Origin of the sequence: Mangrovicoccus ximenensis, from assembly GCF_003056725.1 — a bacterium.
GTDB lineage: Bacteria > Pseudomonadota > Alphaproteobacteria > Rhodobacterales > Rhodobacteraceae > Mangrovicoccus > Mangrovicoccus ximenensis.
Genome location: NZ_QBKZ01000001.1, coordinates 228,785 through 250,633, shown reverse-complemented (window position 1 = coordinate 250,633; position 21,849 = coordinate 228,785). Strand labels below are relative to the sequence as shown.

The 21,849-nt window shown below is 67.9% G+C and carries 24 protein-coding genes, 1 tRNA gene and 1 pseudogene; 14 read left to right on the top strand and 12 right to left on the bottom strand.

Annotated elements, in window-relative coordinates; genetic code table 11:
• The first annotated feature begins 6 nt into the window (after positions 1-6).
• The 3 genes from C7T91_RS01535 to C7T91_RS01525 all read left to right on the top strand — a co-directional run bounded on the left by C7T91_RS01535 (position 7) and on the right by C7T91_RS01525 (position 3,979).
• On the top strand, positions 7-1,419 hold the full coding sequence (locus C7T91_RS01535; RefSeq protein ID WP_108257718.1) for an FAD-binding oxidoreductase: 1,413 nt from the start codon (positions 7-9) through the stop codon (positions 1,417-1,419).
• Entirely contained in the window at positions 1,416-2,696 is a 1,281-nt protein-coding gene (locus C7T91_RS01530; protein WP_161555682.1) for a CocE/NonD family hydrolase, read from the top strand. Before C7T91_RS01535 ends, C7T91_RS01530 begins: the two co-directional genes overlap by 4 nt.
• A 452-nt stretch (positions 2,697-3,148) precedes the next feature.
• Entirely contained in the window at positions 3,149-3,979 is an 831-nt protein-coding gene (locus C7T91_RS01525; protein WP_108257716.1) for a DUF1206 domain-containing protein, read from the top strand.
• A 512-nt stretch (positions 3,980-4,491) separates the two neighbouring features.
• Here the strand turns inward: C7T91_RS01525 and C7T91_RS01520 are convergent.
• Positions 4,492-4,674, bottom strand: coding sequence for a hypothetical protein (locus C7T91_RS01520; RefSeq protein ID WP_145962741.1), 183 nt, complete (start codon positions 4,672-4,674; stop codon positions 4,492-4,494).
• Between the two features lie 4 nt (positions 4,675-4,678).
• Positions 4,679-4,957: a calcium-binding protein gene (locus C7T91_RS32080; RefSeq protein WP_108257714.1), complete on the bottom strand. Its 279-nt coding sequence runs from the start codon at positions 4,955-4,957 to the stop codon at positions 4,679-4,681.
• A gap of 72 nt (positions 4,958-5,029) precedes the next feature.
• Between C7T91_RS32080 and C7T91_RS01510 the strand changes: the two genes are divergently transcribed.
• Positions 5,030-5,389: an RsmB/NOP family class I SAM-dependent RNA methyltransferase gene (locus C7T91_RS01510; protein WP_236637912.1), complete on the top strand. Its 360-nt coding sequence runs from the start codon at positions 5,030-5,032 to the stop codon at positions 5,387-5,389.
• 178 nt (positions 5,390-5,567) lie between these two features.
• Positions 5,568-7,808 (top strand): ATP-binding protein, encoded by a 2,241-nt coding sequence (locus C7T91_RS01505; RefSeq protein ID WP_236637911.1) that lies wholly within the window; start codon positions 5,568-5,570, stop codon positions 7,806-7,808.
• Positions 7,809-7,919: 111 nt separating this feature from the next.
• On the opposite strand, the gene C7T91_RS01500 is transcribed toward C7T91_RS01505, so the two are convergent.
• Entirely contained in the window at positions 7,920-8,192 is a 273-nt protein-coding gene (locus tag C7T91_RS01500) for a spike base protein, RCAP_Rcc01079 family (RefSeq protein ID WP_108258444.1), read from the bottom strand.
• Between the two features lie 931 nt (positions 8,193-9,123).
• Between C7T91_RS01500 and C7T91_RS01495 the strand changes: the two are divergent.
• Positions 9,124-9,539 (top strand): annotated as a pseudogene (locus C7T91_RS01495) (organoarsenical effux MFS transporter ArsJ); the annotation flags it as partial.
• A 38-nt stretch (positions 9,540-9,577) separates the two neighbouring features.
• On the opposite strand, the gene C7T91_RS01490 reads toward C7T91_RS01495, so the two are convergent.
• Both C7T91_RS01490 and C7T91_RS01485 read right to left on the bottom strand, forming a co-directional pair.
• A complete protein-coding gene (locus tag C7T91_RS01490) occupies positions 9,578-9,781 on the bottom strand; it encodes a hypothetical protein (RefSeq protein WP_108257711.1) in 204 nt (67 codons plus the stop codon).
• A gap of 11 nt (positions 9,782-9,792) precedes the next feature.
• A complete protein-coding gene (locus C7T91_RS01485) occupies positions 9,793-10,263 on the bottom strand; it encodes a hypothetical protein (protein ID WP_108257710.1) in 471 nt (156 codons plus the stop codon).
• Positions 10,264-10,548: 285 nt separating this feature from the next.
• On the opposite strand from C7T91_RS01485, the gene C7T91_RS01480 reads away from it, so the two are divergent.
• The 4 genes from C7T91_RS01480 to C7T91_RS01470 all read left to right on the top strand — a co-directional run bounded on the left by C7T91_RS01480 (position 10,549) and on the right by C7T91_RS01470 (position 13,107).
• Complete coding sequence (locus tag C7T91_RS01480; RefSeq protein WP_108257709.1) at positions 10,549-10,758, top strand: PEP/pyruvate-binding domain-containing protein; 210 nt, start codon at positions 10,549-10,551, stop codon at positions 10,756-10,758.
• 77 nt (positions 10,759-10,835) lie between these two features.
• Positions 10,836-11,000 carry a hypothetical protein gene (locus C7T91_RS34465; protein WP_236637910.1) on the top strand — a complete coding sequence of 55 codons (165 nt, stop codon included), beginning with the start codon at positions 10,836-10,838 and terminating at the stop codon, positions 10,998-11,000.
• On the top strand, positions 10,964-11,782 hold the full coding sequence (locus tag C7T91_RS01475; protein WP_108257708.1) for a hypothetical protein: 819 nt from the start codon (positions 10,964-10,966) through the stop codon (positions 11,780-11,782). The genes C7T91_RS34465 and C7T91_RS01475 overlap by 37 nt, the downstream gene beginning before the upstream one ends.
• Positions 11,783-11,850: 68 nt before the next feature.
• Positions 11,851-13,107: an ABC transporter substrate-binding protein gene (locus tag C7T91_RS01470; RefSeq protein ID WP_108257707.1), complete on the top strand. Its 1,257-nt coding sequence runs from the start codon at positions 11,851-11,853 to the stop codon at positions 13,105-13,107.
• 39 nt (positions 13,108-13,146) lie between these two features.
• On the opposite strand, the gene C7T91_RS01465 is transcribed toward C7T91_RS01470, so the two are convergent.
• Complete coding sequence (locus C7T91_RS01465) at positions 13,147-13,620, bottom strand: hypothetical protein (protein ID WP_145962739.1); 474 nt, start codon at positions 13,618-13,620, stop codon at positions 13,147-13,149.
• A 136-nt stretch (positions 13,621-13,756) separates the two neighbouring features.
• The gene (locus C7T91_RS01460) at positions 13,757-15,292 is read right to left on the bottom strand and encodes a sulfatase-like hydrolase/transferase (protein ID WP_108258443.1); all 1,536 of its coding nucleotides are present in this window, start codon (positions 15,290-15,292) and stop codon (positions 13,757-13,759) included.
• 238 nt (positions 15,293-15,530) lie between these two features.
• On the opposite strand from C7T91_RS01460, the gene C7T91_RS01455 reads away from it, so the two are divergent.
• Together C7T91_RS01455 and C7T91_RS33190 are read left to right on the top strand one after the other, a co-directional pair.
• A complete protein-coding gene (locus C7T91_RS01455) occupies positions 15,531-16,538 on the top strand; it encodes a zinc-dependent alcohol dehydrogenase family protein (RefSeq protein WP_108257705.1) in 1,008 nt (335 codons plus the stop codon).
• Positions 16,539-16,723: 185 nt separating this feature from the next.
• Positions 16,724-17,329: a hypothetical protein gene (locus C7T91_RS33190; protein WP_201741933.1), complete on the top strand. Its 606-nt coding sequence runs from the start codon at positions 16,724-16,726 to the stop codon at positions 17,327-17,329.
• A 2-nt stretch (positions 17,330-17,331) separates the two neighbouring features.
• On the opposite strand, the gene C7T91_RS01445 is transcribed toward C7T91_RS33190, so the two are convergent.
• A tRNA-His gene (locus tag C7T91_RS01445) sits at positions 17,332-17,408 on the bottom strand.
• A gap of 75 nt (positions 17,409-17,483) precedes the next feature.
• Positions 17,484-17,972, bottom strand: a complete 489-nt coding sequence (locus tag C7T91_RS01440) for a GNAT family N-acetyltransferase (protein ID WP_108257704.1) — start codon at positions 17,970-17,972, stop codon at positions 17,484-17,486.
• Between the two features lie 63 nt (positions 17,973-18,035).
• Here C7T91_RS01440 and C7T91_RS01435 point away from each other — a divergent pair, with 63 nt between their 5' ends.
• A complete protein-coding gene (locus C7T91_RS01435) occupies positions 18,036-18,224 on the top strand; it encodes a DUF6324 family protein (RefSeq protein WP_108257703.1) in 189 nt (62 codons plus the stop codon).
• 3 nt (positions 18,225-18,227) lie between these two features.
• Here the strand turns inward: C7T91_RS01435 and C7T91_RS01430 are convergent, their stop codons facing one another.
• On the bottom strand, positions 18,228-18,698 hold the full coding sequence (locus C7T91_RS01430; protein WP_108257702.1) for an MmcB family DNA repair protein: 471 nt from the start codon (positions 18,696-18,698) through the stop codon (positions 18,228-18,230).
• A 532-nt stretch (positions 18,699-19,230) separates the two neighbouring features.
• Entirely contained in the window at positions 19,231-19,539 is a 309-nt protein-coding gene (locus tag C7T91_RS01425; protein ID WP_108257701.1) for a hypothetical protein, read from the bottom strand.
• Between the two features lie 194 nt (positions 19,540-19,733).
• On the opposite strand from C7T91_RS01425, the gene C7T91_RS01420 reads away from it, so the two are divergent.
• Positions 19,734-20,399, top strand: a complete 666-nt coding sequence (locus tag C7T91_RS01420; RefSeq protein ID WP_108257700.1) for a hypothetical protein — start codon at positions 19,734-19,736, stop codon at positions 20,397-20,399.
• 157 nt (positions 20,400-20,556) lie between these two features.
• Here the strand turns inward: C7T91_RS01420 and C7T91_RS01415 are convergent, their stop codons facing one another.
• A complete protein-coding gene (locus C7T91_RS01415) occupies positions 20,557-21,762 on the bottom strand; it encodes a GIY-YIG nuclease family protein (RefSeq protein ID WP_108257699.1) in 1,206 nt (401 codons plus the stop codon).
• Positions 21,763-21,849: the final 87 nt, after the last annotated feature.

Sequence of the window (21,849 nt, the reverse complement as noted above, 5' to 3'; positions counted from 1 at the left end):
GACCCGATGAACGACATGACCCGCCCCGCCTATCCGCTCGGCGCCTATTCGGCCGAGATCGGCGGCATCGAGCACACCGTCGACCCGAAGCGCATCCGCGTCAAAAGCCGCGACCGCTATGCCGTCAGCCCGATCCTGAAGGAAGCGCTGGCCGGCAAGACCGCCGATATCGTCGTCTCGCCGAGATCCGATGACGAGCTGCGCACCGTTCTGGCCGCAGCCGTGCGCCACCGCATCCCGGTGACGGTGCGCGCGGCCGGCTCCGCGAATTACGGCCAGTCGGTGCCGCTGAAGGGCGGGATCGTGCTCGACTGCCTCGGAATGAAGGGGATCGTCTCGATCTCCGAAGACCGGGTGCGGGTCCGCGGCGGCACCATCGTCGCCGAGCTGGAGAAGGAGCTGAGGCAGCACGGCAAGGAGCTGCGCTTCCCGCCGACCACCGCGCGGATCGCCACAGTCGCGGGGCATTTCGCCGGCGGACAGGGCGGGCCGGGCTCGACCGTCTACGGCACCTGGCGCGATCCGGGCAACGTCATTTCCTGCACCGTCATGACCATGGAGGAGGAGCCTCGGCTCCTGGAGCTGCGCGGCCTCGACGCGCAATTCGCCCACCACACCTACGGCGCCACCGGCGTCATTACCGAAATGGAGCTGCCGCTCGCGCCCGCCTGGGCCTGGAACGAATGCATCGTCACCTTCGACGACTACATGGACGCGGTGCGCTTCGGCGTGACGCTTGCCGATGCCGCCGGGATCACGCGGAAATTCGTCTCGGTCCATGAATGGCCGACGCCCTCCTTCGTCAAGCCGTTCCGGGACATCTTGCCCGAGGGCAAGTCGATCCTGATGACGATGATCGCCGACCAGAGCTGGGAAAGCTTCGCCCAGATGGCCGAGCGCGCCGGCGGCACCATCGTGACGCAATCCCGCGAGGGCGAGGGCCCCTACGGCCAGCCGCTCTGGGAATTCATCTTCGGCCACATGCTGTTCCAGATCCAGAAATCGCATCCCGAGCGCTCGGTGATCGAGGGCTTCTTCCGCGCCGACGACCTCGTCGGCCTGATCGACCGGGTGCATGACAAGGTGAAGCATTACGGGCCGCTGCGCATGGAGCTTCTGCGCATCGGCGGGCAGATCGTCGGTTCGGGCTCGCCCTATTTCGTCTACGAGAGCCCCGAGCAGATGGCGCAGATGGTGCGCGACATGCAGGAGGCCGGCGCGGTTGTGTCGAACTCGCATACCTCGAACGTGCGCGCGGTCGGCAAGAAGGAAATCACCGATGCCGACATCGCCTTCAAGCGCATGGTCGACCCGCATGGGCTGCTGAACCCGGGCCGCTTCGAGGTGGACGAGGCCGATGACGCCGCCGTCTCCGCCGTCGAGCTGCCGACCGACAAATGGGACCGGAGGCTCGGATGACCCTTGACCTGACCCCTGCCTTCGACCCGCACGCCCCGACCGTCGAACTGCCCCCCGTCGCGGGGGTGCAGCCGGTCGAGACGGCGGCGATGACCACCGCCGACGGCACGCGGCTCGACGCGGATATCTGGCGCCCCGAGGGCGACGGTCCCTGGCCGGTGCTCCTGCAGCGCCAGGCCTATGGCCGCCGGATCGGCTGCACGATCTGCTATGCCCATCCCGCCTGGTACGCAGCACAGGGCTACATGGTCGTGGTCCAGGACGTGCGCGGGCGCGGCACCTCCGAGGGCCGCTTCTGGCCGGGCCGCCACGAGGCGGCGGACGGCGCCGAGGCGGTTGAATGGGCTGCCCGGCTGCCCGGCTCCGACGGACGCGTCGCGATGTACGGTTTTTCCTACCAGGCCTATGACCAGCTCCTCGCCGCGACCGGCGACAGCCCGTCGCTGGCCGCGCTGATCCCCGCCATGGGGCCCTGGGATCCGGCGAAGACCTGGATCTACGAGGGCGGCGCCTTCAAGCTCGGCCAGATGGCCGGCTGGGGCACGCAGATCACCGTCGAAGGCGCGCGCCGCGCCGGCGATGCCGCCGCCTATGCCGGGCTGAAGGCCGCGGCGGGCAGCCTGTTTTCGGGCGAGGTCCCCGGCCATCCCGACGGGCTGATGGGCTCGGGCGATATCGGCCATTACCCGGACTGGGTCGCGCGCGGCGCGGACGATGCCGAATGGCAGCGGATTTCCCCCGCCGCCTCGCTGGAGCGGCTGCGGGCGCGCAAGCTGCCGATGCTGTTCATCGGCGGCTGGTTCGACGGCCACCTGCATTCGACGCTGCAGGCCTTTGCCGATCTCGACCGGGAAGACGACCCGGCGATGCGGCTGATGGTCGGCCCCTGGGTGCATTTCCCCTGGGAGCGCCGGGCGCTCGGGCTTGATTTCGGCCCCGAAGCCGCCGCCGATACCGACCGCGCGCAGATCGCCTTCCTCGATGCCGTGCTGAAGGGCAAGGGCACGCTCGGCACTGCCGACCGGGTGCAGCTTTTCGATCTCGGACAGAAGACCTGGCGCAGCCATGCCGCCATCCCGGCCGCCGTCGCCCCGGCCTATCTGTGCGGATCGGGCCGCGCCGCCACGAGGATCGGCGATGGCGGGCTGGCAGCAGCTCCCGGCGCGGGCAGCGAGCTGATGGTCCATGATCCCTGGCGCATGGCGCCCGCCGTCGGGACTTTCGCCCGGCGGCACGGCTGCGCTGCGACTTTCCCTGAAGCAGCCGTTCAGCCGTAGCCGCAGCATTCTCCGCCTGCTGGCTGACGGAGAAGCGCACAGAACGGACGCTCGCCAGCTCGCGGCCAACTGGTAAGGTCGGCCCTTTTCGGCCGCTCGCGACGGCGTCGGGCACGAGAGACCGGCTGTGGTCGGCTAGGGGAAGCGGACTTGCGGCGGCGCTGCGGAGACCAGTCGGCGATCAGGCGGAAGCGGCCGCTCGCCGTGTTCTTCGTGCGAACGGCACCAAGCTAGACGCGCCGACCAAGTCCGGCCGCTCATCGTGACTGACCCTACTGGCGCAATGCGCGGGTAGCGGGCATCGTCTTGAGGAGACCTGAGCCTGAAAACATCATGCCGGCGCGTTGCCATGCCGCCCGGTGCGTGCGGAAGCCTCTCCATCTCGCCAAGGTTGGCGGGAACAAATTGCCGTGATTTTCTCTTGGGTCTCCATCGGCAAAGAGGATCTTCCAATGGCAGAGCGGGCACCGGCCTGGGTCGAGTACGTGATGCGGGCAGGATATGCTGCACGCGGCGTGGTTTATCTTTTGACCGGTGGTCTGGCGCTGCTATCGGCCTGGCATGGCGGGTCGGGCGAAGACAAGAAGGGGGCTCTGAGTTCGCTGTTCGGCCAACCCTTTGGCGAGGTCATCATTCTCGCGATTGCTGCCGGGCTCTTTTGCTACGGCATCTGGCGCCTGATCTGCGGCTACATGGATCTGGAAGACGAGGGCAGCGAAACCAAAGGTCTGGTCGCGCGGGTCGGCCAGGGTGTCAGCGGACTGGCGAATCTGGGCCTCTCCTTCTCGATTGCGCGGCTGGCCCTCGGGAATGGCAGCGGTGGAGACGGCAAGGAGGCGCTGACCTCGAAACTCCTGGCAATGCCCTTCGGGCAGATCATCGTGGGCGCTGTGGGTCTGACCGTGATCGGTGCAGGCTTGGCCTATCTCCACAAGGGGTGGTCCGAGAAATACCGCGAGAACCTGCGCTGGTCGCCGATCCTCGAAAAACTCTCGCTTCCGATCCGTCTCGGGCTGATGGCGCGCGGCATGGTCGTCGCGATAATCGGGGGTTTCTTCATTTTCGCCGCAGTCCAGTCGGATCCGGATCAGGCGGGTGGCCTGTCCCAAGCCTTTGATCTGTTGCGCAGCCAGGCCTATGGTCTCTATCTGCTGGGCTTCGTGGCGTTCGGCATGCTCGCGTTCGGCATCTATTGCTGGATCGAAGTCGCATTCCGTGTGCTGCCGACACGTCAGCGAAAAGGGACATTGACCATCGCGCAGCATCTCAAAATGCATGCGTGACGCAAGGCGGAACGTGGTGTCGATCGCGCTGCGCCGCCAAGGCGTAGTTCAGCCCTTACCGGCCAGTTTTGGTAGCGTCGTGGTCAGGGGTCCCGCTGACGACGGCCACGACAAGCGGAATCGCGGAGCCCAGTCGGCGATCCGGCGATGGCGGCCGGTCGTGCCGGTCAGCGCTTCGCCGGAGCTGGTCGGGGGGATGTACTCAAGTCCGGCCGCTCATCGTCTTCGGCTGGACTGATCAAGAGCGCGGCTGCCGGCCGGCGGCAGTCAGCGGCCGGCAGGTCGAGGCTCGCACTGTCGCTTCCAGTCCAGCAGTCCGAATTTGGGCGCTTGAGCATTGCGGCGTCTCCCGGAGCAGCCGCTCACCCTTCGCGCGGCAGTCTCCGGCTGCTGGCGGGTGATGCAGGAGGAGAGGATCAAGGCAAACTGCAGCTGCGGCGCCGGACCGGACAAGAACGGGAGCTGGCCGGACAACGGCCAGCTCCCGTTGAGCCTGTATTCGGCGATGGGCATCAGCCGAAGACGAAATGCACCGCCTCGAGCTCGAAATCGAGGTCCTGCAGAATGATGGAGCCGTTGCCCAGATCGATCACGGCGGACCCGCCATCGAGATAGGCGATCCCGAGGTCGCCGAAGCTGTCCAGGTCACCGTAGGACGACAGGTCGATGCGGTCGGTGCCCTCCATGTCGGTCACCACGTCATCGCCGCCGCCGCCGAAGACGAAGGTGTCGGAGCCGGTCCAGTCCGTCGCCGCCGATTATGACATCGGCGCCGTCGCCGCCGGATAGCGCGTCGTTGCCGCCTTGGCCATCGATGGTGTCGTCGCCATCGCCTGCGAGTATCACGTTCACACCGCCGCTGCCGGTGATGCCATCCGCGAAGGCCGATCCGACGGCATCCTCGATGTCGCGGAACGTGTCTCCCTCGGCCTGGCCGCCGGAGCCGGCAACGGCGCTGTCTTTCAGCGTGAAGGTCACGCCCGCATGGGAGGCAGAGTAGTCGATGGGCGCTGTTGCGCAAATCAGGGGGAGTCATCTCGTGAATCCATTATGCTAGCCGCGCAGCACGGCTCCGCGCTGCCGGCCTGCGACACGGTTCTGGCCGACGTGCCCTGTTCCGGGTCCGGCACCTGGCGGCGCGCGCCCGACGCGAAATGGCGGTTCTCTCTCGCCGATCTCGGCGAGATCGCCGCGCTGCAGGCCGAGATCCTCGACGCGGCGGCGGCGCTGGTGCGGCCCGGCGGGCATCTCGTGCATGCGACCTGTTCGATCTTCGACGAGGAAAACGGGGCCCAGGCCGATGCCTTCCTGGCCCGCCATCCCGAGTTCTCGGCGGTCAGCCGCGCCGCGCTGCTGCCGGATGAGGGCTCGGACGGCTATTTCGCGGCTGTTTTCGCGAAAGCCAAATAAATCTGCGCCATATAGCTTCCGTTAACCTTTCCGGCCGGGGCCGCCTGTAAGGTGCCATTAACCATTCACCCGCCTTAGTGGGGTGAAGGAATCGGAAACGGAGGGGGCGGTGAGCGCCACGTCACTCGAATTGCCGGGGCCGCTCCGGCAAGCCTGCAGCCGGGTCCGGGGCGGCGCCTTGCCGCTGCTTCTGTGCGGGCTTGCCCTCCTCGCGCTCGCGGCCTGGCTCCATCCGGGTCCGCTTTGGATACTCGCCGGAACGGCGGCGGCGACGCTGTGCGTGCTGGCCCTGGCGGTGATCCTGCGGGCGGCGCAGCAGGCCAGGATCTGCGGCCAGGTCTTCGAAACCGTGCGGCGGATGCTGTCCTGGGACCCGGTGCCCGCCTTCACCACCGACGCGGCGGGGCGCATCCTGTGGCGCAACGAAGAGGCCATGCTGGTCTATCCCTCCGAGGACAGCGGCAGGCTGTCGCCGCTGCTGCGCGAAATCGTGGCCGACCATGCGAAATTCGTCTCCGACCTGCAGGCGCGGGCCGCGATGCACGGCCATGCGCGCGAGACCCGGGCCGCGCTGGGGCGCATCGTCCATGTCTCGGTCCTGCGCGGCGGCGACGGCAGCTTCCTGTGGCGGGTCGAGGAGGCCTGCACCCAGGAGGAGGCCGGGCTCGACACGCTCGACATTCCGGTGATGCGGCTTTCCGGCTCGGGGCTCGTGGTCTCGGCGAACCGCGCCATGCAGGCGCTGCTTGACCGCCAGGTGTCGCGGCTCGACCAGATCATGGGAGACCTGCCGCTGGTCTCCGGTTCGGTCCACATGGTGCGCACTGCCGACGGGCCGCTGCCGATGCAGGTGTTCTTCAACGAGACCAAGATCGGCAAGGATGTCTATCTCGTGCCCGCCGTCGCAACCGCCGTTTCGGATGATGCAAGGCTGTTCGAGACCCTGCCGGTGCCGCTGCTGAAGCTCAACAGCCTCGGCGAGATCGTGCTCGCGAACCGCGGCGCCCGCGAATTGCTCGAGGACGACATTCCGCCCGGCCGCCGCCTGTCGGAACTGGTCTCGGGGCTGGGCCGCTCGGTCACCGAGTGGCTGCAGGACGCCACCGAAGGGCGCGGGCTGAACCGCTCGGAATTCCTGCAGGTGACCAAGCAGGCCAAGGATGTCTTCGTGCAGGTGACGCTGAAGCCGCTGCCGGATCACGAGGAGGCCGATCTGGTCGCGGTGCTCAACGACGCGACCGAGCTGAAGACGCTCGAGGCGCAATTCGTCCAGAGCCAGAAGATGCAGGCGATCGGCCAGCTGGCGGGCGGGGTGGCCCATGATTTCAACAACCTGCTGACGGCCATTTCCGGCCATTGCGACCTGCTGCTGCTGCGCCATGACCAGGGCGATCCGGAATATGGCGACCTTGTCCAGATCCACCAGAACACCAACCGCGCCGCCTCGCTGGTCGGCCAGCTTCTGGCCTTCTCGCGCAAGCAGACGCTGCAGCCCGAGATGGTCGACCTGCGCGACACGCTGTCCGAACTGACCCATCTGCTGAACCGGCTGGTGGGCGAGAAGATCACGCTGAAGCTGCGCCATGATCCGGCGCTGGCGCCGATCCGCGCGGACAAGCGGCAGCTGGAACAGGTCATCATGAATCTCGTGGTGAATTCGCGCGACGCGATGCCGGAGGGCGGCGAGATCACCATAGAAACCGAGGCCCAGACGCTCGACCGCGAGATCAAGCGCAACCGGGCGGCGATTCCGGCCGGCGACTATTCCGTGGTGAAGGTGATCGACCACGGCATCGGCATTCCGTCCGACAAGGTGACCAAGGTCTTCGAGCCCTTCTACACCACCAAGCGCACCGGCGAGGGCACCGGGCTCGGCCTCTCCACGGCCTATGGCATCGTCAAGCAGACCGGCGGCTTCATATTCGTCGAAAGCGAGATCGGCATCGGGACGACCTTCATCCTCTATTTCCCGTCCCACCGCCTCAAGGAACAGCCGCTGCCGGAACCGGCCAAGCCGGAAGAGCAGGAGCGGGGCATCCAGGCCGAGGGGGTGGTCCTCCTGGTCGAGGACGAGGCGCCGGTCCGGGCCTTTGCCTCCCGCGCGCTGCGCCTGCGCGGCTACACCGTGCTCGAGGCCGAAAGCGCCGAAGAAGCGCTGGAGACGCTCTCCGACCGGGAGCTCGAGGTCGATGTCTTCGTGACGGATGTGGTCATGCCGGGCATGGACGGGCCGAGCTGGGTGACGCAGGCGCTGAAGGAGCGGCCGGGAACGCGGGTGGTCTTCGTTTCCGGCTATGCGGAAGACGCGCTTGCCGACCACAAGAGCCGCATTCCGAATTCGGTCTTCCTGCCGAAGCCGTTTTCGCTCAATGACCTGACCCGGACGGTGCAGGCCCAGTTCGCCAACCGCATGCACTGAGCGCCGCGGATGACACGGGCGGCGCAAAGCAAAGCGGCCCCGCCGCAGATCGCGGGGGGCCGCTGCACAATCGGTGCCTGGGGTGCCGTCCTGTCCGGGGCGCCCGTCCCGTTACCAGAGATTGATGATGCCGCTCGCGGTCGTGCCGCTTGACCGGACCCTTCGGGCGCGCAGCGGATAGATCATGCCGGCCTGGACATTCTGGAGGATCAGCGTGTCGCCCTCGGCGCTGTCCACCAAGTCGACGGCGAGGCTGCCGCCGGAACCGATGAACAGCGCGCGCGAATGCGTCTGCAGGTCCGTACTGTCGTTCGGCGTCACGCTCTGGCCCGAGGTGGCGGGAGAGGTCAGGCTGGGGGAATGCTTGTCGAATTTGTCGGACATCATGTGCTCCTTGCGGCGGACCCGCGCTCAGCGAGGGCGGGAGGCATTGGGGTGGGTGTGCCGGGCCCCGGGCTGGTCATGCAGGCAGCGGCACGGGGGCATTCTGGTGAGAGAGGCTTAATCGTTGCGAAAGCCATCGTGCGCTGCAGGCGGCGCAGCTTTGCCACGGACAGGGGTGCCGGCGCAGGATGCCGCGGCCTGCCGGTCTCCGCGGCACGGTCCGCGGTCCAGCTGCGCGCGCGCCGTGAAATGCCGGGGATTGCCTGCGAATTTGCGCGATCCTGAAATCGCGTGCCGGGCAGGGCCGTGGGAAGGTGGCCACCTAGAGGTTTTGCCGAAGGAGGGCGATCCGTCCGCAGTTCGGGGACTGCAGGCCCGTCGCATGCGGTCCAGCTGCGCCTGGCGCTGAACGTCCGAATTCGTCTGACGGCGCGCCTGTTGCGACCGGTTTTCTTCGACGGGCCAGTGCTGTGCTTTCGCCATGCCGATGTCGATATGTTCATGCCGTTTTGGTTTCCGGGCAACGGCTGAACCGATTGGTGCTGACGGGGGGCGAGGGAGGCATCGGGATCAAGTTCCGCCCAAGGGTCGGTGTTTGCACGGAGGTTTGTACCGATGACATCCCGTCAGCGGAATTCAGGCGAATCCGAGGTGGCGACAGCCTGGGTTGCCGAACCCGGCGTCGCAGCCATCGCCTGCGGAGCATATCGGATCGTTGCCGCCCGTGGATGTGCCACAGTTCCGTGCCGTGCCGTGCCGTCGATGCCTGCGCGGCATGCCGCTGTCATGGGCGATCTTCGAATTCGCGGGCTGTCGGTCAATCTGCTCCGGATCTGACTTCGGTGTCGGGGCCGTCTTCGTCAAGCGTTTTCGGCCAAGCGGCCAGGTCCGCCGGAGCGGGATTTCAGCAGGTCAGGTCGCTTTCCGTCCCTGGATCGTCGGCTCGCTGCAGGGGGTCCCGGGGTGCATGCGTCGCTCCGTGGCCAGCGCGGCGGCTGCCGACATGATGCTGGTTCTGTGCAATTCCGGCGTGGCCATCTCAGCGCTGGTGCCTGCCGCGCTGGCGCTGGCGGTGCTCGTCTCGCCCGCTCCGGCCGCCTGGCTGACCGCCCTGCTGGTGGCGGGGCTCCTGGCCTTCGGCGCGGTCTTCGCGGTCACGCCTTCTCGAAATCCGAGCGGGTGACGATGGATGTGGGGTTCTACTACATGGCCAATGCCGGCGGGCGGCTGCTCGGGACGCTGCTGTCGGGGCTGACCTACCAGGCGGGGGGGCTGCCGCTGGTCCTCGGCACCGCCGCGGCGATGCTGGCGCTGTCGGCGGGCTTTGCCGGGCAGCTGCGGGCGCAGGCCGGGCCCGCACTGCCTGACCCTTGCCGGGTCCGGGATCAGAGCTCTGCCATGCTCCGGTCCAGGACCCGGCATTTCCAGCTGTCGATCTGCCAGCCCGGATGGCTGTCTGCCCAGGCCGCCAGCTGGGTCTGGCCGTGCAGCAGGCAGGCCATCATGCCGATATCCTGATAGAGCAGGCTGCGGTTCTCGCACTGGCCGTCGCCGGCGGCGAAACAGGCAATGAAGACAAGTTCGATCATGGCGGCCTCCCTCAGCAGCGCGAATAGGCATGCGCCCAGAAATTGCGGTTCGGCATCGGATCGGCGGTGCGGGTCCGCCTGAGATAGCGCCCGCCCAGAAGATAGGCCTCGCGCTCGCCATGGCCGCGGCACTGCCAGGTGTCCGGCTCGCCGTTCTGCCATTGCAGGTGGTGGACCAGTTCGTGCAGCAGCACCTCGCGCCAGACCGGGTTGTCCTGCGGGTTTTCGAATTCCGGAGCGTCGGCGAAGGCCTCGGCGGCAAGGATGTAGATCGTGCCGTCCGGCCCGTCGCTGGCGGCATAGAGCGCCTGGATGCGCTCGTCCTTGCCGTCCTCGGGGATCAGGTAGGGATGGTCGGCATAGTATTCCTGCGTCAGCTCCTGCGGGGTCATCGCCACAACCTGTGGTGGCGGGACGCCGGCGACCGTGCGGCCAGTCTCGGCCGAAATCCATTCCAAGAGCGCGTCGATCAAAAGCTCCATGCGAAAGTCCTCCGGGTATTCGCCAAAAGTAGCAGTTGACAGGATCGAAAATCTCGAAATCACGACAAAAAGTCCCGAAAATACCGGATTTCCTCCTGCTTAACGGCCGGATGTGCCGCTGCTTGCCGGTTGCGAGGGCGGCTTGCCTGATTTGCGGGCGCATAGGTTCCGCCACGTAATACCGGGGGAGTGACGGCGACTCGGGGCCGCTGCGGGTTTGACCGCAATCAAGGCGCCGCACCCGCCCGCGGCCTAGCCTTGCAACCAAAGGGAGAGGAGGCCGACATGGACAAGCAAGCCGGGGAGCGGACGCAGAGCCTGATCTGGTTCGAGGATCTGTCGAAGGAGGCCGTCCCCGAGGTGGGCGGCAAGAACGCTTCGCTTGGCGAGATGGTGGCCAAGCTGGGCGCGCAGGGCATCCGCGTGCCGCCGGGCTTCGCCACCACTGCCGAGGCCTGGCGGCGCTATATCGGGGCCAACCGACCGCGCCCATGATCGTCGTGCCGAGCGACGCGTCGAGCCGCACTGCCCCCGCCCCGACCGAGAAGACCAGCGCGTAGCAGCCCGGCGAGATGCCCGCGACATCGAAGAGCTCGTGCACCTCGCCCGCCCGCGTGACGGTGAAGCGCAGCGGTTCGGCGAGCGGCAGCCGGTCGGCCAGCACGTTCATCGTCGCGCTGCCGTCGGCGGATTGCCCGTCATGCAGCACCACCTCGACCGGCTCCGCGGGGCTGTGATCACAGACCACCGCCAGCTTGCCGCCCTCATGGAACAGCCGCGTCGTGCGCAGCGCGGCCAGCGTCTTCTCGACATCCTTCAGACGGGCGGGATCGACATCGGCGCGCAGCCCCGCCTCGATCCCCTGCCCGGCCGCCAGGCCCAGCCGGAAGAAGCAGCTGGTGTCGCGCTCGTGCAGATCCTCGAGCCGCACGGTCAGCTCGGAGACGCCCGCGGGCAGCGCGACCGAGACCCGTGCCTTGTGCGGGATGTTGCGGTCGAGCGGCGCATGCACCGCCACCGGGCGGCCGTCGAGCCACAGATGGACGACGCCGCAGGTCTCGATCTCGAAGGCGGCGCTCTGCGGTGCGTCCGAGCGCAGCAGAGCGCGGGCGAAGCGCGCGATGCGGGTCGGCTGGAAACAGAAGGTGGTGAAGTCGACCCGCGGGTTCTCGCCGCCGAGATAGACCTCGGAGAAGGCATCGGCCGCGGGGATCCGAGGATCGAGGCCGGGGAGGATCTTCCGGTAGGCCTCGCGGCAGGGCAGGTCGCCAGTCGCCACCCAGCCGTTGACGAAGCGGTAATCCACCTGGTCGGGATGCGGCCGCGCCTCGCCGGGGAAGACCCGCGAGTCGGCCGGGGTGACCAGCCAGCGATTCAGCGACGCCCCTTCATCCAGCTCCCACCAGACCGGCTCGGGCAATGTTTGCGCAACTTTTTGCTCTGCACTTTGCAAGATTTTCCTCCTCCCAGCGCTCGACATCGGGACATTTCCACCAATCATGCGCCTTATTGGCGTTGACACAGCCACAGCTTTGCACAATTGTCCAGATGTGTTGCGAAACTTTTTGCACACTAGGGAGGAACACAATGCTCAAGCTTGCGATGGCCGCGAGCACCCTGGCGCTGATCGCCGGGGCGGCCCAGGCCAAGGACACGATCAGCTTCGCCTTCACCGATGACGACCCGGCCTATATCGAGCGGATGGGCGCGCTTCTGGAGGAATTCGAAGCCGCCAATCCCGATATCGAGGTGGAGTTCATCACCGCGGGCTATTCGCAGATCGTCGAACAGCTGCCGCTGCAGCTCGCGGTCGGCGAAGGCCCGGATCTGGCCAAGATCGCCGATCACGGGCTGATGCGCTACACGCTGGACCTGCGCCCCTACATGGCCGATCCCGACGGCTTCGCGGCGCTGCACGGCAGCTCGCTCAACCTGCTGAAGAGCCCCGGCGCCCCTGCGGAGAAGATCGGCGGCTTCCAGCTGTCGCAGACGCTCAACCTGCCTTTCGTCAACAAGACGCTCTGGGAGCAGGCGGGCGAACCGCTGCCCGAGGCAGGCGCAACGCTGGACGAGATCGTCCGGGCCTCGCAGCGCGTCGCCGACGCCACCGGCATCGACATTCCCTTCACCATGGACCGCTCCGGCCACCGCTTCACCGGCCCGGCCTTTTCCTACGGCGCGCATTACGCGGTCGACGGCACGCTGACCTTCCCCGACGACGCGGCCAAGGCCTATATCGCCGACATGTACCGCTGGACCCGGGAAGGCGCCTTCCCGAAGGAGATGTGGGGCGCCGCGGGCGGGTCGCGCTACAAGAACATGGGCGACGAATTCGTCGATGCCAATGTCGCCACCTATTTTGCAGGAAACTGGATGGTGAACCCGTTCATGGCCAAGATCGGCCAGGATTTCGAATGGACCGTGCTCGACGCACCCTGCGGCGAGGGCGGCTGCATCCCGATGCCGGGCGGCACGTTCCTGGCGGCCTTCAACACCACCGACCACCCGGAGGCGGTCGCCAAGCTGGTGGAATTCCTCGGCTCCGAAGAGGTGGTGCGCGAGCTCGCCGAACGCTTCGTGATCATTCCGGGCGCCAATATCGCGGATCTCGACTACCAGATCGACGATCCCAGCGCGGCGGCGGCGATGAAGGTCTTCGCCCGCAATGCGCCGAACGTCACCGACGAAATCCGCGACTGGTCGGCCTTCCCCGGCATCCAGGCGGTGCAGTCGGCCATCGTGCAGCGCATGTCGCAGCTGATCGTCGGCGAGCTGTCGCTGGAGGACACCTATGCGCGGCTCGCATCCGATGTGTCGTCGATCGACGCCGAACTGAGCAACTGACCCCTGCGGCGCGGCCCCGGCGGGCCGCGCCAGCGCAATTCAGGGCGTGGTGACGTCGATCGAGCCCTCGAACAGCGTGGCGTGGTCCCAGTCGGTGGGCACCAGCTTCAGCTGCCCGGTGCCGGTTGCGCCCGCATAGCCGCCGCTGCCGGACAGCACTTCGTAATCGACGAAATAGCCGCCCTCTCCGGGACCGGAAGAGAAGCGCACGTCCAGCCCATCGCCATTCTCGAAGACATAGGAGGAGAAGCCCTGCGACGGCACGGCCCCATCGCCGCCGAAGCCGATCCAGACGAATTCCTTCCAGGCGAGGCGGCCGTCCTCCATCACCGCGACCCCGACCGAATGCGAGGCCGAAAGCTCGGGCCCGGTCTCCGCCGGGTTCCGCATCGTGTCGGTCTCGATATGGTGGACGACGAGCCGGAATCTCAGCGTCTCTTCCGCGGAAATTGCGGGCTGGCTGCAAACCGGAACTGCACAGGCGGCCGCGAGGCCCAGAACGAAACTCTGCATGGCATCCTCCATCAAGCGCTATGCCCGGAGATCCCCTCTTGCAGATTTTGTCTGGCTCCCGGGCGCAGCCTAACCGGCGGCCTGCCGCAAAGGCAAGCGTCCCGGCGCCTGGCGGCCGCGCCGGGACAGGCGGCGCTCAGCGCGCGCCCGGATCCATCATGTCGTCGATGATCTTGTCCATGTCGAAATCCAGGCTCGCCTGGCGCGGCGGATAGTCCTGGAAGGACTGGAAGAACGTCTGGGTGATCGCCGAGGCCGGCCCCAGCGCCCAGGAGCGGTTCTCCTGCCATTCGTCGAAGCCGCGGGCGTCGTGGAACCGCTCGAACGGGTCCAGATCCAGCCGGGTGATCAGCGGCGAGGTCAGGCTGTCCTGCACGCCGTTGAACCACTTGTCCTGCTGGGTGAACAGGAATTTCCACTCGCCGTAGCGCATCCCGTGGAAGGTCGTCTCGGTGAAGAAAAAGAATTCCTGCCGGTTCGACGGGCCGGACTGGGTCAGCACCGGGCTCTGGTCGTAGCCGTCGAGATGGACGCGGTAGCTCTTGCCGCCGATCTCGGCACCGTCGAGCAGGTCCTCCTTCAGGCCGGGCTGGCCGAGCTGCGCCATGATGGTCGGCACCCAATCCTCCATCGTCACCAGCTCGCCCGTGGTCGTGCCTGCGGGCACAAGCCCCGGCCAGCGGATCATCGCGGGCACCTTGAAGCCGCCCTCGTAGCCGCCGACGCCCTTCTGGCCGCGGAACGGCTGGTTGCCGCCGTCGGGCCAGGAATTCGAGGCCGCGCCGTTGTCGGTGGAGAACATCACCACCGTCTCGCCGGCGACGCCGAGTTCGTCGAGCAGGTCGAGAAGCTCGCCGACGTCGTCATCCATCTCGACCATGCCGTCGGCATAGACGCTGCCGGTGCCGGTGATGCCGTCGTAATGGTCGTCGAGATGGGTCTTGTAATGGGTCCGCGTGGTGTTGTGCCAGACGAAGAACGGCTCGCCGGCCTCCACCGCTTCGGTGATGAAGCGCTTCGACTCCTCCAGGACGTCCTGGTCGAGATGCGTCTGCACCTCGGCACCGAACGGGCCCAGATCCTCGATCTGCTGTTCGCCGCCCCCGGACGCGGCGAAGGAATGGATGATGCCGCGCTGCGCCAGCCCGGCCTCCTCGAAGGCCTCGGCCGGATAATCGGCCTGCTCGGCATATTCGCCGGCATTCAGGTGGTAGAGGATGCCGAAGAACTCGTCGAAGCCATGCGCGGTCGGCAGGTGCTCGTCCTGATCGCCGAGGTGGTTCTTGCCGAATTGCCCGGTGCGGTAGCCCAGCGGCTTCAGCATCTCGGCCAGGGTCGGGTCCTCGGCGCTCAGCCCCTGCGGCGCGCCCGGCAGGCCGACGGTCGCCAGCCCGGTGCGCAGCGGATACTGCCCGGTGATGAAGGCCGCGCGGCCTGCCGTGCAGGAGGCCTGCGCGTAATGGTCCATGAACAGCATCCCCTCGGCGGCGATGCGGTCGATATTGGGCGTCTCGCAGCACATCATGCCGCGGTGATAGGCCGAGATGTTCCACATTCCGACATCGTCGCCCCAGATCACCAGGATATTCGGCTTTTCAGCCTCCTGCGCGGCGGCGGCGCCCGCAAGGAGCGCGCACACGGCCCCCGCGGCGACGGCTGTTGCATTGCGCATGATTTCCCCCTCCGGAAATTTCATCATCAATCCGGAAACTGTCGCAGAAAATGCCGTCGGATCAATGACATTTTCGGAAATCCGAAGACGTCACCCCGCCGCGGCGCAGCGCAAACCGCCGTGACGTCAGCGCTGCGGTCATGGCCGGGAGGATGACATCCCGGCCCGCGGGGCCTAAGTCAGGGCGGTGCCGCGGCGCCATGGCCGCGGGCGGAAACGGAACGAGAAAGGTGGCGCCTTGAAACAGGTCACGATCAAAGCCCCGGGCGGGCTGCAAAACCTGGCCCTGGCCGATGCGGCGGAGCCCGCCGCGCCCGGCCCCGGCGAAATCACCGTGCGCATCCGCGCCAGCTCGCTGAACTATCACGATTACCGCGTCTGCGCCGTCGAGGGCGCGCTGCCGGACGGGCGCATCCCGATGGCCGACGGCGCGGGCGAGGTCGAGGCAGTCGGTCCCGGCGTCACGGAATTCGCGGTCGGCGACAATGTCGTCTCGGTGTTCTTCCCCGACTGGCAGGAAGGCGACGAGCGGCCGTCGGATTTCTCGCGCACGCCCGGCGACGGCATCGACGGCTTCGCCCGCGAGCGCGTCACCCTGCCCGCGAGCTGGTTCACCCGCTCGCCCGAGGGCTGGAGCCATGAAGAGGCCGCGACGATCACCACCGCCGGGCTGACCGCCTGGCGCGCGCTGGCGGTCGATGCCGGGATCAAGGCGGGCGACACGGTGGCCATCCTCGGCACCGGCGGCGTGTCGATCTACGCACTGCAGCTCGCCAAGGCGATGGGGGCGACGGTGATCGCCACCTCCTCCTCGGATGCGAAGCTGGAGCGGCTGCGCGAGCTTGGCGCCGATCACGTGATCAACTACCGCAGCACCCCCGAATGGGGCGCCGAGATGAAGCGGCTGACCGGCGGGCGCGGCGTCGACATCGTGGTCGAGGTCGGCGGCCCGGCAACGCTGTCCCAGTCGATCGTGGCAGGCCGGCCGGGCGCGCATATCGCGCTGATCGGCGTGCTGACCGGCATCGGCGGCGAGATCCCCACGGCCGAGCTGATGCGCCGCCAGCAGCGGCTGCAGGGGCTGATCGTCGGCTCGCGCAGGCACCAGCTGGATTTCGTCCGCGCCCTCGACGCGCTCGACCTGCGCCCGGTGATCGACCGCAGCTTCGCGCTGGCCGAGCTGGCCGACGCCTTCCGCCACCAGGAAAGCGGCGCGCATTTCGGCAAGATCTGCGTGGCGATCTGACGGCCCGGCGGCGGGGGGACATCTCCCCGCCGACTCCGTCCTGCGGCGGCACGCCACGGCCGCACACCGCCTCCAACCGCCTGTTTCCGAATGACCTTTCCGCAGAACCGCCCTATCGTGCCGCCATGGCGGGCGAAGACTGGACAGATGCGGAAAACGATGCGGTCACCGCGTCCTGGATTTCTATGCTCACCGACGAGCTGTCGGGACGCCCCTATAACAAGGCCGTGGAAAACCGGGCGCTGCAGGTGGCAACCGGACGCAGCCGCGGGTCGATCGAGTTCAAGCTCTGCAATCTCTCCGCCGCCGCGCTGAGCCTCGGCCTGCCGGTGATCCGGGGCTACCGTCCGCGGTTCAATTTCCAGATGTCGCTGCCCGAGGCCATCCTGCGATGGCTCGCCCGGCACCCGGACTGGGAGGCCGCGCTGCACCGCCGCCAAGACCGGCAGATGGCCGATCCCGCGCCGCTCTTCGTCGGCACCGCCCCCACGCTGCGCAACGCCCCGCCGCCTGCCGAAGCCGAACAGATGGAGCGCGTCGCCCGAACCGGTGCGGCTGCGCGCAATGCGGGACGGAGCCGCGCCATGGCAGATGCCGGGCAGCGCGGAGGGAATGGAGGCAAAGCCGGTTGCAGCCGCCCGGGACCGGCGGCGCCCTGCCGCCAGCCACGCGCGGACGGCAAATGTCCCGGCATTCCCGTGAAAAACCGCAGGCACCGGCACCCCGGAACGCGAAAGGCTCCGGACGCGGCGAGCGTCCGGAGCCTTTTCGTTCAACCCCGAAAGAGTTGATATGGTACCGCCTCCCTGGCTTGAACAGGGGACCTCTGGATCCACAATCCAGCGCTCTAACCAACTGAGCTAAGGCGGCCCGGAGCCTCCCTCTACATAGCGGTGCCGCGGATTGCAAGCGGGTTCGGCAAAGAAATTCGCAACTGACGCGAAGTCACGTCCCGAGCGGCAGACTCCAGGTCTGTTCGGTCAGCTTGCGGCCCCAGGTATGCGAGGGCGCGCTGTCGATGCAGGCGAAGCCCGCGCGGGCATAGAGGCGGCAGGCCGCCTCCTGCTCGGCATGGGTGGACAGGATCACCTGCTCGAATCCCTGGTCGCGGGCATGGTCGATGAGCTGGCGCAGGAGCATCCGCCCGACGCCATGGCCCCGGGCCTCGGGCGCCACGTAGAAGAAGCGCAGCCGCGCCTCCTCGCCCTCGCCCATGCACAGGATCGATCCGCCGGGGGTGCCGCCGCGGGCGGCGATCCAGATCCGGTCGCGCGCGGCATCGCGCTGGCCGAGGAAATTCACCAGCTCCTCGGCGACCAGCCGCTCGTAATCCGGGTCGAATCCCAGCTCGCCGACGAAATGCCGTCCATGCTGCCCGATGATCCAGCCGAGATCCCCCGGCGCCGGATCGCGCAGCCGCCATGCATCATCCATGATCTCCTCCGCTTGCCAGCCTGCGCAGCTTTGGCTACGCGCTTCAAGAGAAAGGAGCACATCATGGGGATCAACGACGAAAGCGACCTCTCCGCGGATCTGCAGATCGGGCCGACCTCGCTGGGGATGGTGCGGATCTTCGTGGCCGCCGAGGGGCAGGAAATCTCGATGGATTTCGAACCCGACGAGGCCGAGGAGATCGCCGAGGAAATCCTGGCCGCCGCGGATGCCGCGAAACAGATGAAACGCTGAGGCTCAGCCCGCGTCTCCGGCCGACAGGAAGGCCGCCGCGCCCGGATCGCGCAGCGCCTGCAGCCGGGACGCGGCCTGGCGCGCGAAGCTGCGGACCAGCTTCGTGCGCCGCGCCGGGGCCAGCTTGGTTTCCGGCCCCATCCGCTGGATCTCGCCGTCCCAGGCATCGGCAAAGATCAGCCCGGTCTCCTGCGGCAGCAGCTCTGCCGGAAACCCGGCATCCACCGCCCAGAAATAGCGGTCGCACCAGCCGAGATAGCCCTGCCATTTGCGGTCCGCGGCGAAATCCGCCCGGCCCGACTTGCATTCCACGATCCAGATCTCGCCCTTCGGTCCCAGCGCGATCACGTCGACGCGCAGCCCCCGTTCGGGCACGAATTCCTCGAGCGTGGCGAAGCCCATGTCGCGCAGGTGGCGGCAGGTGCCGCGGGCCAGCTGCTGGCCGGGAGTGAGGGAAAGCGGATCGGCAGGCATGGCCCGATCATGAACACCCCGTGAACATCCGGCAAGGGGCGGATCGGCGCAATCACGCAGGCGTTGACGATTCCCGCAAACGGGGCCTTGCGCCGGCGCCGCCGCGGCCCTAGGTAGACGGCTGGCGGATCTGCCCTTCCCGTGTCTGTGGCAAAATTCCGGTGGCCTTAAGCAACTCCGAGGGAGCTGGCTCTGGCCGGACCCTGGTTCGGTTACCTGGCGCCCACCTGTATATACAGGTCCTCGGGAATGCATGCCTCCACGGTTGCGCGCGGTCCCCGCCTCCCTTCCCCATCGGGGAGGATGCAAGATGCAGTCCCGATCATGGCAGCCTCTCCGCCCGGCAAGACGGCCGGAGGCCGATGCCGCCGGGATGCGCCGCCCTTCGGCGATGCCGCCCTGCCCCCGGACATCCTGCGGAAAAGTTTCCCTGCCGCCTGCCGGTCCCGGCCTCTGGGCCGGACATGAAAAAAGCCGCGCGAGCGCGGCTTTCCGGATTGTGGCTGCGAATGTCAGCCGGAGAGGGCGCCGCTCAGCGGCGGCGCGGCTCTTCGGAGCGGACCGGCACCAGTTCGGCCAGCATCACCGGCAGCGCGTCGCGGCGCCCGCCGCCCTCGCCGTCATTGCGCCCCGAGGGCAGCGCAAGGGCGAACTGCACGCCCGCGAAGACGATGCCGTTGAACACCCAGAGCATCATCACGGCGATCCACCCGGCACTGTCATGCGTGACGAGATGCCAGAGATTCCCCACGTTCAGCCAGAGGAGCCCCGCAACGAAGGCCGCAGCGACCCCGAAACCGATGATGACCTGGCGGATATAGACGCGGACGAGATGCGGCATGGAACACTCCTCTTCGGTTGATATTCAAGATAGGTCAAACGAGCGCCGCGGAAAAGGGCAGGCGCCGGATTTCCGGCCGCCCATCGACCAAATGCGTAAGCAGAGCTTACGCCTTGGGCATCCCTGCCATTGCGCCGCAGCCGCGGCACGGCGCGAATCGGCGATACTGCCGCGATGGAGTCGAGGAGTCCTAGATGAGACCTGCCCTTGCGACGACCCTGCTGCTGGCCCTCGCGGCCGCGCCGCCCGCTCTCGCGCTGCCGGAGGCCGCGCCGCAGGAGGTCCCCGCGGCGGCTCGGGCGCTCGCCGCGCTGAAGACGCGGAAGGGGAGCCCGCGGCTTCTGCCGCCCGGCGCGGAAGGCAGGCTCGCGCCGCACTGGCCGCGTAGCCGGGCGGAAAGGCGCGAGGCCCGTCTGCTCATGGAGGAGTTCTGGAACCTCCGCGGCAGTCTCGGCGCAGATCTTGCCTGGTGGCTTGCAAAGGTCCTGCTGTCGGCCACCCGGTCCAACACCGGCATCCGGCTCGGCACCCCGGAAGAGCTCCGGCGCTGCCTGGAGATTCTGGAGCGGCTGCCGAGGAAGCGGCGCTGGAGCCTGCATCTGGAAGTGCCGGCGGGCGTTGTCGGCATGGACCCCTGGCTGGAGGTGGCCGGGGAAGGTGTTCCCTGCCGTGCCAAGCGGGGCATCCACTCCGTCATTGCCGTGCTGCGGCTGCCGCGGCCGGGTTTCGAGGACGGGGAGACCGGGCTCGCGCGCATTTCCGGAGACTACGCGTCGGGTGCGCCGGTGACGGCCGCCCATGCCCTGGCGATTGCGCTCGCGCTCGGCCCGGAGGATCTGGAGCAGGCGCTCGGCCGCTAGGGCGTCCGCCACCAGATCGCAGGCTGGCATGGACAGTGCCTGCATGGAACGGCGCTGCCTGTGCCCATGGACCGGGGCATTGCCAAGTCTTGCCACGTGGCAAGACTTTTCGCGAGCTTCTTCACCGGCGCTCTCCGGGGCGGCTTGGTTGCCCGGCTCAGCGGCCGGATTGTTCCGCGCTGCCGGGCATCAGGTTCGGGACATCGGCATAGGTCTTTCCGGCGAGGAGGCGGCGGACTTGTTCCGGCTTGGCGCGGCGGCGGTCGACGCCGTCGAGCTTCGCCGCGATCTTCTCCTCGCTCCAGCCGCAGGCATGCCAAATCCGCGCGAAGGTGATCTGCAGCTGCGACAGCCGGTCCCCGCGTCCGCAGGTCACGCCGATGCGGTAGGCCAAGTTCTCCGCCCAGAGCCGCGCGATCGCGGAGGCATCGGGCACGCAGCCCTCCAGCCGCGCCGCGAGCATTTCCTTCAGCGCCGCGTCATAGGCCTCCTCGACCGCGCCCGGCTCGGGTGGGGCGCCCGGGCCGCGCCGCCATTGGGCGATGAACTTCATCCCCGCCTCGCCGCCCGGGATCATGTTCAGCCCGCGCGCATGGATCGGGAAGAGCGAGCGGTCCTCGATCTCGATCTCCTCCAGCCGCATCGCCTCGGCGCGGGTGACCCCGGCGCGCAGGATCTCGTGCTCGGTCTTCGCGACCGGGAAGAACGTCCCACGCAAGGCCTGATGGAACAGCGTGCCGCTCCCTGCATGGGCGGTGCGGCGGTGCTCGGCCAGACGCTTGGCCCAGCTGCGGCTGGTGAGACCCGTGTAGACGAGGCCGGTCCCGGCATGGGCGGCCCAGGGCAGGACCGGGTCCGCGCCCGGCCGCATCGGCGCGACGGGCATCGGCGCGGCGCTGGGATAGAGGTGATGGCGGTAGATCTGGTAGCCGCCCGGGCGCAGCGTGATGTCCTCGAGCTCGCGCAGCGCGTAGCCGAGCGGCAGGATGTGTCCGGTCTGGATGCTTCCGGTGACCACGGTGACGATCAGGTGGCAGCCGGTATAGCCCGCGGCCGGGCGGGCGGCATGGGGCAGGATGTCGAGGCGCGCGGCCTGCGTCTTGCGCAGCGGGCGGCCGTCATCCGGGACTACGATCAGCCGCAGGTCGTGGCGGGGCAGGGGCGCGCCGCCGAGCCGGTCCGTCCCGAATGTCTCGCGCGAGCCCATGGCGTTCGAGACCCGCGCCAGCGCGGCGGCGCCGTCGAGCAGCCCAGGCTGGAGCCGCTCCATCTCGGCGAGCTTGCCTTCGATGGCGGCGTAGAGGCTTGGGTGGAGCGGGAAGAGCAGGTGTTCGAAGGCGTCGCGGGAGAAGCGTCTGGGCATTGGGGCCTCCTTTCTCGGGAGTGCAGGGAAGGGAAAATCGGGATGAACTGGCTTGCAGCGTCGGTGCACAAACCATCGGGACTTTCC